The organism is Microbacterium sp. Z11_20, assembly GCF_057197605.1.
Genome location: NZ_JBXVOQ010000005.1, coordinates 358,771 through 372,082 on the forward strand (window position 1 = coordinate 358,771; position 13,312 = coordinate 372,082).

A 13,312-nucleotide genomic window follows, 5' to 3' on the forward strand; every position below is an offset into this window, starting at 1 on the left:
GTCCATCGCTTCAAAGGAGAAGACATGAACACCATTCCCGGCGCTACGCAGCCGCTACCAGACACCGGCGCGCGTATCGTCGCCCGCCTCGATCGTCTCCCGGTGACCCGGATACAGGTCTTCTGGGTGATCGTGCTGGGCCTCGCCTACTTCGTCGAGACCTTCGACAACTCCGTCTTCGCCTACGCGGCGCCCACGATCCGCGCCGAGTGGGGCCTTCCCCTCGAGTCGATCGGAGTCATCACGTCGGCTGTGTTCGTGGGCATGATGATCGGCGCGATCGTCGGCGGCAGAGTCTCTGACCGATTCGGAAGAAAGCGCCTGCTCGTGTGGTCGTCGGTGCTCTACTCCCTCGGGTCCCTCATGTCAGCGCTCGCTCCGAACTACGAGATCCTCGCCGTGAGCCGCGTCGTCACCGGGATCGGAGTGCAAGCAGCGACGGGGGTCATCATGGTCTACCTTGCCGAGATGTTCCCTCGGCTCTCACGGGGCCGATTCTTCAGCGCGCTCACATTCATTGGCCTCACGGCAGGTCCTGTTACCTCTCTCCTCGCGCTCCGGCTCGCGACCGAAGGCGACGCCGGCTCCTGGCGGTGGCTGTTCGTGCTGGGCGCCGCAGGTCTCGTGGTCGCCATCCTGGCAGCGATCGCCTTGCCTGAGTCGGTTCGGTGGCTTCAATCAGTGGGACGCCACGCTGTCGCGGACCAGATTGTGTCGAATCTTGAAAGCCGAGCCGTCGCCTATACGCGTCGGCCGCTGGCCGACCCGGCCGCGGTGCCCGAGCTGGCAACGCCCAAGGGCACCTACCGGGAACTCTTGTCACCGGTTTACCTGAAGCGCATCGGGGTTGCCACGGCAGGGTGGTTCCTGTTCCTCTTCGTCGTCTACGGGCACCTGTCATGGGTGGCAACCGTGCTCGTAGAGACCGGGATGTCGCAAACGGAGGCGCTCAGCTTCGTCTCTGTGTTGTCCTTCTCGTCCTTCCTCAGCCCGGTGCTGCTTTTTCCCATCGCCGATCGACTCAACCGCAGGACGACGATCATGATCGCCTGCCTGGTGGCGGCAGCGAGCTTCACGGTGTTCTCGTTCGCCATCTCTCCGATCGTGATGGTCGTCTCCGCTTTCATCGGTCAGACGATGCTGGCAGTGGGCTCGGCGGCCTTCTACACCTATATCCCTGAGATCCTGCCTACGCACGTTCGAGGTATTGGTGCAGGGCTCATCAACGGCGTCGGCCGAATCGGGGGCGTTCTGCAGGGACTCGTGGTCGCGGGAATCTTCGCCGTCATCGGCTTCCAGGGCCTCTACCTCGCCCTGGCGGTGATCGTGGTGGTGGTCGGGCTCATCATCGGCTTGCTGGGAGAGCGGACAGCCAAACGCGCCCTCGAGGAGATTTCCGGTGAGTGAGCCGGGCGATGAGCTCCCCAGAGCTTGCCCGGGTGTTCTCGGCTCTTGCCAACGCGGATCGGCTGGCGATACTCGCAGAGCTCTCTCGAGCCGCCGAATCCGTGCCCCAGGGGTCGGGCGCCAGAACCATATCCGAGGTGGCGCTTCGCGTGAACATGAGCCGGTTTTCGGCGTCCCGCCATCTCGGCGTCCTCCGCGAAGCGGGTCTCGTCGAGTGCGTTCGGTCGGACCGGAAGGCGCTCCACAGCCTGACCTCGGGGTCATTGAACGCCCTCGAGGACTGGCTGTACCCGTTGCTTGACGCCGCAGCCGCGACGCAGTCCTCGAGTGCATAGCCCTCGATACCCAGGGAGGTTGCGTTTTGCTCTCCATCTCGGCGCACTCATCTCGGAGCATCTCCCCGGATGAACGACGCGCAGATGATTTACCCGAATGTCGCGACCTCGGGAGTCGGCTTTCCTGATGGGACGTCTTCCTTCGGGCTCTTCTTCGCCGGCCGCCCGGCCTGAGGTCAGGCGAGGAGGCGAGTGATCGCTTCGACCGCGGCGGCCCGCCTCGTGTCGCTGCTGGCACGCGCGTCGGCCGACAGGAGGCCGATCGGCGCGAGCTGCCAGGCTTGGGCGACGGCGTAGATGATGACGAGGAGGTCAACGGCGCCGATGGTGGGCGACGCTTGCTGCTGCACTGATTCGACTTTCGCCAGATACGCCTCGAGCGGCTCGGAGGCCGCCTCCGGCCGTTCGAGCTGAGCCCAGAGGCAGATGCGGAGCACCTCGGGCCGACGCTGATGGAAGTCGAAGAGCTCGCCGACCCAGGCTGGCAGATCGGACGGATGAGGGGGAACCTCTCCCGCCATCCGCATGATCGCGTCCGATAGCGCCGCGTCGAAAAGGCCGCTCTTGTTGCCGAAGTACGCGTAGATCATGCGCACATTGCTCTCGGCATCCTTCGCGATGCGGTCGATCCTGCCGCCCGAGTAACCATGCGCGGCGAATTCCGTCACCGCGGCCGAGAGAATCCGCGCCCTAGTCGCCTCCGCGTCGCGCTGCGCCATGCTCACTCCGTTCGGTGCCGTCGTTTGACAGGATCTCCGTCTCGCGTCTAGTCTATAAGTAAATTGCTACTTACTTAGGAGTGTGATGGAACTGAGAATCGAACGGGCCTTGGCTATTACCCCGGCCTCACGCGCTCGGGAGCGCACGATCGACATCACCACCACCGGCGCGCGCACCGGCAAGCCGCGGCGCATCGAGGTGTGGTTCTACCGGGTCGACGGGCGGATCTATCTCTCCACCACGCCGGCGAGGCGCAGCTGGTACGCGAACATCGTGGCGAACCCCGACTTCGTGTTCCATCTCAAGAACGGGGTGCGGGCGGATCTGCCGGCAGTGGGCACTCCGGTGCTCGATCGCGCTCAGCGGGAGGCCGTGTTCTCGTCGATCATCGACGACCTCAATCAACCGTGGAACCCGGCCGGGATCCGGCAGCCGGTTGCACCCCTCGACGAATGGATGCAGGGAAGTCCGCTCATCAGCGTGAACTTCCCGGAAGGAGACACCGAATGACCGAGAACACCCCTCGAATCGCCGTCGTCACCGGGGCCAACCGGGGCCTGGGCCGAGCGACCGCCCGCGCTCTCGCCCAGCGGGGCTTCGCGGTGGCGCTCACCTATCGGGGCGATGCCGACGAGGCCTCCCGCGTCGTGGAGGAGATCCACGCCGCAGGCGGTGAGGCCATGGCCGCGCGACTCGATCTGGCGGATGTCGCCTCCTTCGCCGACTTCACGGTCTCGCTGCGGCGCGACCTCGACGAGCGGTGGGGGCGTTCCGGCATCGATGTGCTGGTGAACAATGCCGGGATCGGGCTGTTCGGCCGGCTCGAAGACGCCACCGTCGACGAGTTCGACGCTCTTATCGGAACGAACGTGCGCGGCACGTTCTTCCTCATCCAGGCACTGGCACCCCACATCGGCGACGGCGGTCGCATCATCAACGTCTCCACCTCGCTCACCCGCCACGTCAGCCCCGGAACCTCGCTCTACGCCGCGTCCAAGAAGGCGGTGGAGGCCATCACCCGCAGCCTCGCCGTGGAGCTCGGGCCCCGCGGCATCCGCATCAACAGCATCGCCCCCGGCCCGACGGCTACCGACTTCAACGGGGGCGCCATGCGGGACGACCTCGAGCTGCGTAGCAGCCTGAGCGCCACGACCGCGCTCGGCCGCGTCGGCCAGCCCGACGAGATCGCCGATGCCATCGCAGCCCTCGCGTCGAGCGAGCTGCGCTGGATGACGGCCGAACGCATCGAGGTCTCCGGCGGCAGTCTTCTCTAGAGTCCGGTGGACGGGGTTGGATGTAACTGTTATGGTTACAACTCGATCGGGAAGGGGCGGTGACCGGTGAGTGCCAACAGCAGGCTGACCATTGCGGCGCACGCCCTGACGTGGATTGGCCTCTATCGGCGGAGAGGTCATGATGTCGCCACGTCGGAACAGGTGGCGAAGAGCGTCAACACGAACCCCGTCGTGATCCGCCGTCTGCTGACGGAGATGCGCGCGGCCGGCCTTGTGGAGTCGCGACGCGGAGCGGGCGCGGGGTGGATGCTCTCGAGGGATATGGCCGACATCACGTTGCTGGACGTCTATCGAGCGATCGAGCCCGGTCCGCTGTTCGCGTTGCACCGCTCGACCCCGGATCCCGACTGCGTCGTGGGCTCACGCATCGGCTCGGCCATGACGGCGGTCTATGCGCACGCCGAGACTGCCGTGAACCAAGAGCTCGCCAAGGTCACGCTCGAGGATGTCCTGCGAGATGTGCTGAGCGCCGCGTGACGCGGGCTCGTGGGTCGTGCCGATCGTTTTTGCCCTTTGTTGTAACTAAAAGGGTTACGACAGAAGGGAGGACGAGGACATGAGAGACATGGAATTCACCACCATCGGTACGATCGGCGCAGGCGCGGCGGCGCGGGCCGTCGCAGCGCACGCGGCGCGGGCGGGTCATCCGGTTCTGCTGAGCAATACCCGCGGACCGGAAACACTCGCAGCAGCCGTCGACGCCGTCGGACCCGGTGCCACCGCGGCCACGTTCGAGGAGGCCGTGGCGGCAGATCTCGTGCTGCTCGCAGTCCCGTTCATCAACGTGCCGGCCGTCGGTCGGCGGCTGGACGATTGGACCGGGCGGGTCGTCGTTGACATGACGAACCAATTCGCCGAGGTCAACCCCTACCGCGGGTTCGCGGACGTCTCGCCCTTGACTGGAAGTGAGTGGGTCGCGCAGCAGTTGCCCGGCGCCACCGTGCTCAAGGCGTTCAACGCCATGTTCGCGACCTTCATGGCACCCGACCCTCGGCACGAGGAGGGCAACCAGGTCGTGTTCCTCGCGGGCGACGAGAACGAAGCGAAGCAGGCGTTCGCGCGGATGGTGGCGGGGTTCGGGTTCGCACCGGTCGACCTCGGCGCGCTGCGGGAGGGCGGTGCCCTGATGCAACTCGGCGGCGCGTTGAGCGGCAAGCACTTCCTCGCGCAGACGTGACCGGGGCGCGCTTCCACCTGACCAACCATCACCACAAGAGAGGAACACCCACTATGACCACAGACACCCCAACCACACGCGCCATCGCCGAGCAATTCCTGGAGCGGCTGGGCCGGCAAGACCAGGATGCGGTGCAAGAGCTGTTCGCGGCAGACATCGACTGGTACGTCCCCGGGAGCGACACGCTGCCGTGGACGGGGCATCGGATCCGGCGGGAGGAGGTCGCGCCGTACTTCACCACGATGTGGCCCCGTTTCGTGCCCGGTGAGAGCGATGTCACCCTGGAGAAGCTCCTCATCGACGGCGGCGACGCGATCGTACTGGCAACATTCGGGCACACGGTCGTGGACACCGGCCGGCGATACACCACCCCGGTCGCGATGCACCTGGGGATCGAAGACGGCGAGATCGTGCGCATGCATCTCTACGAGGACACTCTCGTCGTCGCGGAGGCGTTCGCCGCCGCGTGACGGACCCGCCGCAGGGACGAGGAAGGGGTCGGGGTCAGATGGCGCCCGGCCTCTTCGCTCGGCAGGCGAATCCTGGCGGCTTCTTCGACGTGAGCAAAAGTCGTCGCGCGAGGGCGACGCCGACGTCTTGAACGATCGTTCTCCTTCCCGGTGGACCAAGAAAGCATACGGAGATCGCGGGAGGGCCGACCGCGCCCGCGGCTGCCGGGCGCGGATCCCGGGCGGGCAGGCGCGGTGGGCACGACGAGGCTGAATCCGTCCGGTCCGATGAGCGACCCCGGTCGGGGCATGCTTCACGGATCCAACGAGATCCCCGTCTGCTGGGCGAGCAGGTCGATGAGAGTGTCCTGAAACTGCTCGTTCAGGGCGGCGGGGTCCGGGTGCTGCGTGCGCTGATGATGCCAGTACCCGCCGGTGACGGGCGTGACGTCGGGGTGGGTGGCGAGCCAGACCTGCGTCTGGTATCCAGCGGTGAGGTCATCGGGGGCTCCCCGGCCGCCGATCCTGGTGCGCACCCAGCCGGGGTCGACGGCGTGGCTGGTGGTCTCAGGCCACCGGTCCGCCAGAGCCATCGTGAGCGCGGTGACCCACAGTTTGGTGTCGCTGTAGGTCGCGGCCCGGCGGGTGAGCCGGCGAAGATCGGTGGATCCGCCGCGGTGCAGCGAGCTGCTGAGGTAGATCAGCCGGGCGGGCCGTTCCATTCTGGCGGTGAGGATGTACGGGGCGATCACGTTCACCGAAGCCACCCCTGGAGAGTCCAGGACAGCGGCGTTATGGATGACCGCATCGAACCGGCCGAACGCGGCGGCCTGCGCCGCGACATCGAGCGTCGGCGCCGGATCGGCGAGATCGCCGGTAACCGCGCCGTGCCATGCGTGGCCCGCGGGCACTTCAGGTAAGCGTCCGGCCGAACGGGCGTGCACGACGACGTCGTGGCCTTGGAGGACGAGGGCACGGGCGGCGCCCAGGCCGAGGCCGGTGGAGGACCCGGTGATGAAGATGCGCGCCATCTCAGGACTTCCATTCGTGGAACGTGGAGCGAAAGCGCATTCGTTCTCCGATCGGCGGCCGCGCCACAAGCAGGTCGTGCGCCTCAGGCTAGACCGGCCGGTGGCAGACCGCAGCGCTGGAGGGGTGCCCTGCTGGTGCACGTCTCCTCAGATTCCCGGGCCCGGTTCTGGCAAATATCGGCCTGGGGGACGAAATAGTCCGTTTTGAGAAGGGGCATCCCGAATGAATGGCACAGAACCAACTCGCGGGGGTGGAATGAAGGGGCTCCTGGGGTGACACGCAGCGCCTGGCGGCAGGGGGTGCAGCCGCTGGTTCGGCGTCCCGCAAGATGCGCGCGAGGGTCCATGAAGGAATCCCGAAGACGGCGAAACGGCGGGTAACCGGCCGATAGCGTTGCAAGTGCGTTCGGGCCACTGGGGAGTGGGGCGAACGGCAAGGACGGACTGTCGGATGCACGCAGTCAGCGTCGAACCGCCTGGGGTTGCGGGAGAGGCTGAACGCGTGCGACAGACCGAGCTGTGACCCGGGCAACGCCTGGAAAACACGAAAAGCCCCCGGCCCGCATGCGAAAGTGTGCAAGCCGGGGGCTTCATTTTTGCGACACGTCGCTGTACCCGCGACTCCTTATGACGGCTCGGAGGTGCGGATCAGGCCACAGTGCACGCAGGACCAAGCGACGAGGAACCTCTCGTCGTCGAGGATCTCGAACCTGAGCGGGTCGCCGCAGGTCGGACATAGCCGCGGATCCGCGGCGCGCTCGTTCACGACGTCAGCCTACGGACCCCCGGCTCGGAGTTCGCGGGTTCTCCTCGACGCTGCTCACTCCTCCGTGGCAGTGCCGTCCAATCCGAGGTGGCGACGCAGCGCGGCGGAGATGTCGTCGAGATGGGCGAACTGCTCGGGGGTCAGCGCGTCGACGAAGAGCTCGCGCACGGCGCGCAGATGTGGGATGGATCCCCTTCGGAACTTATCGCGACCGAGTTCCGTGGCTGTCACGTCCACCCCGTGTACGTCGCCGGCGCAGGGGATCCTCCGGATCAGGTGGCGTTTCTCCATCCGGCCCAGGTGGTGCGAGAGCCGGCTTCGCTCCCATCCGACGAGCTCCGCCAGCTCCGATGACCGCACAGTCTGCTGCGGCGCCTCGCTGAGGGCGAGGAGCACCCCGTAGTCGCCGGCCGACAGGGATGTCTCGCTCTGCATGCGACCACCCAGGCGCGTACGAAGCACTTCCGAGGTCTCGATGTAGTCCCGCCAGATGCGCAACTGCTCGCGCGAGGGCGTCTTCCGGTGGTGATCGGCCATCTCTTCTCCTCGGAATAGACATGTCAACCTCCATGTTGCAGCATTGACACGTCAATCCGGGCCGCCGGTGGCGAGAGAGGCGTTGATCATGGCAATCCACATCGCGGACGTCGAGTTCGGACTGAACTCGTTCGGCGACATCGCCACCGACGGGGGGCGGGTGATGTCGGATGCTGAGACGCTCCGGCTGCTCGTCGAGGAGGCGCAGCTCGCAGAGTCGGTCGGGATCGACGTGTTCAGCGTCGGGGAGCACTACCGGGAGGGCATGGTCGACTCGGCCACCCCGGTGATCCTGGCGGCGATCGCGCAGGCGACCTCGACCCTCGGTCTCGGTACCTCGGTGACCGTCCTGTCGACGCAGGATCCCGTGCGGCTGTACCAGCAGTTCGCGACGGTCGACGGCCTGTCCGGAGGCCGCGCGCAGCTGGTGCTGGGCCGCGCATCGGCGATCGAGTCGTTCGCCCTGTTCGGATACGACATCGCCGAGTACGAGCAGATCTTCGAGGAGAAGCTCGGCCTGTTCCTGCGGCTGATGCGTGAGGACCGTGTCTCGTGGACCGGCGACTACCGCGCTCCGCTGGAGAACGTGCGTCTGCATCCTCGAATGCCCCAGGGAGGAATCCCTACGTGGATCGGGATCGGCGGAAGCCCCGACTCCGTCATTCGTGCGGCCCGCCACGGCCTTCCGCTCATGATGGCGATCATCGGTGGACGTCCGGAGCGCTTCGCCGGGCATGCCGAGCTGTACCTGCGTGCGCTCGCCCAGTTCGGGCGCCCGGAACTGCCGATCGGTCAGCACTCCCTCGGTTTCATCGCCGACAGTGACGAGGAGGCGAAGAACACGCACTGGCCGCACTGGCAGCCGGTCGTGGCTGCGCTCAATGAGGAGCGAGGCTTCTACCCCCCTACCGCCGAGAGATACGAGACGGAGGTCGGTCGTGGAGCGCTGTATGTCGGATCGCCCGAAACGGTGGCGCAGAAGATCGCGGGCATCGTCCGTACCAACCACCTGTCGCGCTTCGACCTGAAGTACGACCTGCTGCATCTGCCGCGGGAAGCGCGTGAGCACAGCATCCGTCTGTTCGGCGAACGAGTCGTCCCTCGGGTGCGCGAATTGCTCCACGAGGATCCCGGCGACTGGCGCCTCACCGGGCGCAGCACGGCGGAGATCGTCAAGGGCGGCAAGGCCGCGCATGCCTGACATTCACGAAAGGAAAGCGATCATGAGCGACTACACCGACCTCGAGTTCGGCGTCGATACATTCGGAGACCTGCCACGCGACGACCAAGGCGCGGTCGTCTCCTACGCAGCGGCGATCCGCGCCACCGTGGCGGAGGCGGTACTGGCCGACCAGCTGGGGATCGACGCGATCGCCATCGGAGAGCACCACCGCCCGGAGTTCGCCATCTCCTCCCCGGAGACCGTACTGGCCGGCATCGCGACGGCGACGAACCGCATCCGTCTCGGCTCCGGAGTCACCGTGCTGTCCTCCGACGACCCGGTGCGGGTGTTCCAACGCTTCGCGACAGTGGACGCGCTCTCGAATGGGCGGGCCGAAGTCATCCTGGGGCGCGGCTCTTTCACCGAATCGTTTCCGCTCTTCGGGTATGACCTCGCCGATTACGAGTTGCTCTTCGACGAGAAGATCGATCTGTTCCACGCCTTGCTCGATGAGAAGCCGGTCACCTGGCAAGGCGCGACGCGGGCGCCCCTTCACGAGGCCGATGTCTTCCCGAAGACCGATTCGGGGCGGTTGCGCACGTGGGTCGGCGTCGGCGGAACCCCGCAGTCCGTGGTGCGAACCGCACAGTACGGGTTCCGACTCATGCTCGCGATCATCGGAGGCGCCCCCGGCCGTTTCGCGCCATATGTGGATCTGTATCGTCGAGCGACCGAGCAGCTGGGCACGACTGCCCATCCGGTGGGTATGCATTCCCCCGGCTTCATCGCTGCGACGGATGACGAAGCCAAGGAGCTCTTCTACCCGGGGTACAAGGTGATCCGGGACCGGATCGGGGCGCTCCGCGGATGGCCCCCGGTGCGGCGCTCCGAGTTCGAAGCCGACGTCGAGCACGGGTCGCTGTACGTCGGCTCGCCGGAGACGGTTGCCCGCAGGATGGCCGATGCCATCCGCACGCTGGACGTCGGCCGATTCGACCTGATCTACACGGCCGGGGGCGCGCTGTCCGCCAGCGCACGCCTTCGCGCTGTCGAGCTGTACGGCACGCAGGTGATCCCGATGGTCCGAGAAATGCTCGCCGAGACGCCGGCGCGGCCGACCATGACCGGAGCGGCGTTCCGGCGATGAGCGAGAGGAACGACATGGACACCAACATCAGCAAAGACGTCACGGTGGGGATCCTCGGGGCAGGCAAGGTCGGCACAGTGCTCGCCCGCCTCGCCGTCGCCGCAGGTTACCGGGTGTTGATCGCCGGCTCCGGGGATCCCGAGCGGATCGCCCTCACCATCGATGTGCTCGCACCCGGCGCGACCGCCGTCGCCGCAGAAGTAGCCGCCCGCGAGGCCGACATTGCCGTGCTTGCGCTCCCTCTCGGGAAGTACCGGCGGATACCGGCGGCGCAGCTCGAAGGCACGCTCGTTGTGGACGCCATGAACTACTGGTGGGAAACCGACGGGATTCGCGACGACCTGAACGATCCGCGCACCTCGACGAGCGAAGTCGTCCAGGACTTCCTCTCCGGCTCCCGCGTCGTGAAGGCGCTGAACCACATGGGGTACCACGATCTCGAGGAAGAAGCCCGCGCCGCCGGCTCCTCGGGCCGCAAGGCCATCGCCATCGCGGGCGACCGGGAAGTCGACCTCGCGCAGATCGCAGAGTTCATCGACGCGCTCGGGTTCGACCCCGTCATCGCCGGTCCCCTCGCCGCGGGTGTCGTCCTGCAGCCCGGCAATCCCACGTTCGGCGCCAACCTCCCGGCCGAAGATCTGCGCGCACTCATCGATGCCACGGCCGCCGCGAACCCGGAGACTTCCCAGTCGATTTCCTGAACACCTGCCAGCGACCGGGGGGGCTGACCGCCATCGGACGGCAGGTGTGGCTCGCCTCCGCAGTTGGTGGTCGGCATGACGCCTCAGCGGAGTTGGCTGAAAGCTTCGGCTTTCCGGGTCGGTCCTGCGATCAGCATGAGGTCACCCGAGTTGACCACCGTCTCCGCAGTCGTGTACGTCCACTCGCCCCCGGGCCGCATCACCGCGGTGATGGTCACGCCGTACTTGGAGCGGATCTTCGCTTCTCCCAGGGAGACTCCACTGACGGTCTGGTTGGCCGCGGCCTTGACGAGTGCGAAGTCATCGCTGATCTCGATGTAATCCTGCATCGCGCCGCGCACCAGATGCGCCACCCGCTTGCCCATGTCCTTCTCGGGGTAGACGACGTGCGTCACTCCGAGCTGCTCGAGGATCGTGCCGTGGGCGTCGCTGACAGCTTTGGCCCAGACCTGGTCGATGTCGAAACGTAGGAGGAGGGACGTGGTGAGGATGCTCGCCTCGATGTCGCTGCCGATCGCCACCACCACCCGGTCGAAACCAGGCAAAGCCAACTGCCGGAGGACCTCCTCGCTGGTCGAGTCGGCCGTCACGACATGCGTGAGTTGCCCGTTCAAGCTCTGAACGATGTCCTCTCGGCTGTCGATGCCGAGCACTTCGGTGCCCTTCGACATCAGTTCGAGCGCCAGCGCTCGACCGAACCGGCCGAGTCCGATGACGGCAACGGAATCCGCCTCTGCGATCCGGGTCAGGTCTTTGCCGCCGAGAAAGGGGAGCTTAGCCAATGATGGGCCTTTCTTTGGGGAGTTCGTAGAGCACCCGTCGTTCTCTGAGCGCGAGGGCGGACGCGAACGTGATCGGCCCGAGTCGACCGATGAACATGAGAAGGATCAGGATGATCTGCGCTGCGACAGGGAGGTCGGCCGTGATACCCGTGGACAAGCCCACCGTGCCGAAGGCGGACACGACCTCGAACAACACGCGATCCAAACTGATTTCGGTCATGAGCATGATCGCGACCGTCGCCGTCATGACGACGGCGACCGAGAGGAGTACCACCGTGATCGCCTGACGGTGTACCGCCCGGGACAGCCGCTTGCCGAACACATTCACCGCGCCGTCCCCCCGGATCTCGGCGAGGAGGATGAAGAAGAGCACCGCGAAGGTGGTGACCTTGATGCCACCGGCCGTGCCGGCCGGTCCACCACCGATGAACATCAGCGCGTCCATCCCGAGGAGGCTCGCCTCGTCCATCGCCCCTATGTCGAGGCTGTTGAACCCCGCCGTACGGGTCTGCACCGACTGGAAGAAGCCCGCGAGCAGCTTCGCGGGCCAGGCCAGTGGGCCCAGCGTCGCCGGGTTGTTCCACTCGATGGCGGTGATGTACGCCGTGCCGGCGATGAGGAGCGTCACCGTGGCGGTCAGCACGATGCGGGTGTTCATCGTCCACTTCAGTGGCGACCGCGCGTACCTTCGCAGCTGCATGATCACCGGGAACCCCAGCCCGCCCAGGATCACTGCGGCGGCGATCGGCAGGCAGATGAACGGATCGGCGACGAAGGACATCAGGTTGTCGCTGAACAGCGCGAACCCCGCGTTGTTGAAGGCCGACACGGCATGGAACAGCGCCAGCCAGGCCGCCTCCCCGATCGTGTGCTGGAACCCGGTGGCGAACCGTGCGAACAGGAGGACGAACACCACCGCTTCGATCGTCAGGGAGATTTGGACGACCCCGAGGACAAGGCTCCTCACATCTTCCAGACCGACGCTCTTCACTTCCGCGGCGGCCGCGAGCGTGGACCGCAACGAGAGCCTCCGCATAACGGTGAGGCCGATGACGGATGCGAACGTCATGACACCGAATCCGCCGATCTGGATCAGCAGCAGGATGACCGCCTGACCGAACGGCATCCAGAAGGTGGGGGTGTCAACGATGACGTGGCCGGTGACGCAGGCCGCCGAAACTGCCGTGAACAGTGCCTCGATCAACGACGCTCCGCCCGGCCCGACCTTGGCGATCGGAAGCGACAGCAACCCCGTCCCGACGACGATGACGAGAACGAATCCGCCGAGCACCGCCTGGGCTGGATGCGGTCGCCACCGACGACCTCGGCTGGCCGACGTCGTGGCGGGCGCAACTCTGGTCACGAGCAGACTCTAGCGGGGCGCTGTACGACGACGGCGCGTATTCGCGTGGCGTGGCAGACGCGTCGGTCGGGACCGGCGGACGCGTCAGCCGTAAAGGGGACGGTCGCCTTCTTTTTCGACTCGCTGTGGTTCGCTGATGATGTAGAGGCCTGTCGGCGAGTTCGCCGCCGTCGTGAGCACTTCCAGCCACGCGCGGTTGATCTGCGGTTGGCGGTTTCCGCTGAACTTGAAGACCAGCGAGGCCTCGGGATGTATCCACAACGAGGTGCGGCCGCTCCCCAGGCTGACATCGTCTTTCCAGGTGAAGAAGAACGGCTCGGCGCGGCGGAGCTTGGTGCCGATGACGATCTGAAGGTGGGCGAGCAGCCGATCCTCGAAGGTGGCGCTGGCCTGCGTGTTGTAGGAGAACTTACCCATTCTGGCTCCTGGGTTACTCCGTG

16 protein-coding genes are annotated in these 13,312 nt (G+C 66.3%); 10 read left to right on the forward strand and 6 right to left on the reverse strand.

The genetic code is table 11. The features are described 5' to 3' along the window. The first annotated feature begins 24 nt into the window (after positions 1–24). Both AC2DFQ_RS14115 and AC2DFQ_RS14120 read left to right on the forward strand, forming a co-directional pair. Positions 25–1,407 (forward strand): MFS transporter, encoded by a 1,383-nt coding sequence (locus AC2DFQ_RS14115; protein WP_484534322.1) that lies wholly within the window; start codon positions 25–27, stop codon positions 1,405–1,407. 8 nt (positions 1,408–1,415) lie between these two features. Continuing rightward, positions 1,416–1,742, forward strand: a complete 327-nt coding sequence (locus AC2DFQ_RS14120; RefSeq protein WP_484508032.1) for an ArsR/SmtB family transcription factor — start codon at positions 1,416–1,418, stop codon at positions 1,740–1,742. 176 nt (positions 1,743–1,918) lie between these two features. On the opposite strand, the gene AC2DFQ_RS14125 is transcribed toward AC2DFQ_RS14120, so the two are convergent. Then, the gene (locus AC2DFQ_RS14125) at positions 1,919–2,461 is read right to left on the reverse strand and encodes a TetR/AcrR family transcriptional regulator (RefSeq protein WP_484534323.1); all 543 of its coding nucleotides are present in this window, start codon (positions 2,459–2,461) and stop codon (positions 1,919–1,921) included. Between the two features lie 85 nt (positions 2,462–2,546). Between AC2DFQ_RS14125 and AC2DFQ_RS14130 the strand changes: the two genes are divergently transcribed. From AC2DFQ_RS14130 to AC2DFQ_RS14150, 5 genes are all read left to right on the forward strand, one after another. Then, positions 2,547–2,972 carry a nitroreductase/quinone reductase family protein gene (locus AC2DFQ_RS14130; RefSeq protein WP_484508034.1) on the forward strand — a complete coding sequence of 142 codons (426 nt, stop codon included), beginning with the start codon at positions 2,547–2,549 and terminating at the stop codon, positions 2,970–2,972. Continuing rightward, on the forward strand, positions 2,969–3,736 hold the full coding sequence (locus AC2DFQ_RS14135) for an SDR family NAD(P)-dependent oxidoreductase (protein WP_484534324.1): 768 nt from the start codon (positions 2,969–2,971) through the stop codon (positions 3,734–3,736). Before AC2DFQ_RS14130 ends, AC2DFQ_RS14135 begins: the two co-directional genes overlap by 4 nt. A 66-nt stretch (positions 3,737–3,802) precedes the next feature. Beyond that, the gene (locus AC2DFQ_RS14140) at positions 3,803–4,234 is read left to right on the forward strand and encodes an Rrf2 family transcriptional regulator (RefSeq protein ID WP_484534325.1); all 432 of its coding nucleotides are present in this window, start codon (positions 3,803–3,805) and stop codon (positions 4,232–4,234) included. 79 nt (positions 4,235–4,313) lie between these two features. Then, complete coding sequence (locus AC2DFQ_RS14145) at positions 4,314–4,934, forward strand: NADPH-dependent F420 reductase (protein WP_484534326.1); 621 nt, start codon at positions 4,314–4,316, stop codon at positions 4,932–4,934. 53 nt (positions 4,935–4,987) lie between these two features. Continuing rightward, a complete protein-coding gene (locus AC2DFQ_RS14150) occupies positions 4,988–5,404 on the forward strand; it encodes a nuclear transport factor 2 family protein (protein ID WP_484508038.1) in 417 nt (138 codons plus the stop codon). A gap of 293 nt (positions 5,405–5,697) precedes the next feature. Here the strand turns inward: AC2DFQ_RS14150 and AC2DFQ_RS14155 are convergent, their stop codons facing one another. Further along, positions 5,698–6,414, reverse strand: a complete 717-nt coding sequence (locus tag AC2DFQ_RS14155; protein WP_484534327.1) for an SDR family NAD(P)-dependent oxidoreductase — start codon at positions 6,412–6,414, stop codon at positions 5,698–5,700. Between the two features lie 820 nt (positions 6,415–7,234). After that, positions 7,235–7,717, reverse strand: a complete 483-nt coding sequence (locus AC2DFQ_RS14160) for a MarR family winged helix-turn-helix transcriptional regulator (RefSeq protein WP_484508040.1) — start codon at positions 7,715–7,717, stop codon at positions 7,235–7,237. An 88-nt stretch (positions 7,718–7,805) separates the two neighbouring features. On the opposite strand from AC2DFQ_RS14160, the gene AC2DFQ_RS14165 reads away from it, so the two are divergent. From AC2DFQ_RS14165 to AC2DFQ_RS14175, 3 genes are read left to right on the forward strand one after another with little or no spacing between them, the layout of a single operon-like run. Continuing rightward, positions 7,806–8,918 carry an LLM class flavin-dependent oxidoreductase gene (locus AC2DFQ_RS14165; protein ID WP_484534328.1) on the forward strand — a complete coding sequence of 371 codons (1,113 nt, stop codon included), beginning with the start codon at positions 7,806–7,808 and terminating at the stop codon, positions 8,916–8,918. Positions 8,919–8,940: 22 nt separating this feature from the next. After that, the gene (locus AC2DFQ_RS14170; RefSeq protein ID WP_484534329.1) at positions 8,941–10,026 is read left to right on the forward strand and encodes an LLM class flavin-dependent oxidoreductase; all 1,086 of its coding nucleotides are present in this window, start codon (positions 8,941–8,943) and stop codon (positions 10,024–10,026) included. 14 nt (positions 10,027–10,040) lie between these two features. Then, positions 10,041–10,727, forward strand: coding sequence for an NADPH-dependent F420 reductase (locus AC2DFQ_RS14175; protein WP_484534330.1), 687 nt, complete (start codon positions 10,041–10,043; stop codon positions 10,725–10,727). Between the two features lie 83 nt (positions 10,728–10,810). On the opposite strand, the gene AC2DFQ_RS14180 is transcribed toward AC2DFQ_RS14175, so the two are convergent. The 3 genes from AC2DFQ_RS14180 to AC2DFQ_RS14190 all read right to left on the reverse strand — a co-directional run bounded on the left by AC2DFQ_RS14180 (position 10,811) and on the right by AC2DFQ_RS14190 (position 13,289). Next, complete coding sequence (locus tag AC2DFQ_RS14180) at positions 10,811–11,509, reverse strand: potassium channel family protein (RefSeq protein WP_484508044.1); 699 nt, start codon at positions 11,507–11,509, stop codon at positions 10,811–10,813. Continuing rightward, positions 11,502–12,872: a TrkH family potassium uptake protein gene (locus AC2DFQ_RS14185; RefSeq protein ID WP_484534331.1), complete on the reverse strand. Its 1,371-nt coding sequence runs from the start codon at positions 12,870–12,872 to the stop codon at positions 11,502–11,504. The genes AC2DFQ_RS14180 and AC2DFQ_RS14185 overlap by 8 nt, the downstream gene beginning before the upstream one ends. 84 nt (positions 12,873–12,956) lie before the next feature. Further along, entirely contained in the window at positions 12,957–13,289 is a 333-nt protein-coding gene (locus tag AC2DFQ_RS14190; protein ID WP_484508046.1) for a DUF7882 family protein, read from the reverse strand. Positions 13,290–13,312 lie beyond the last annotated feature (23 nt).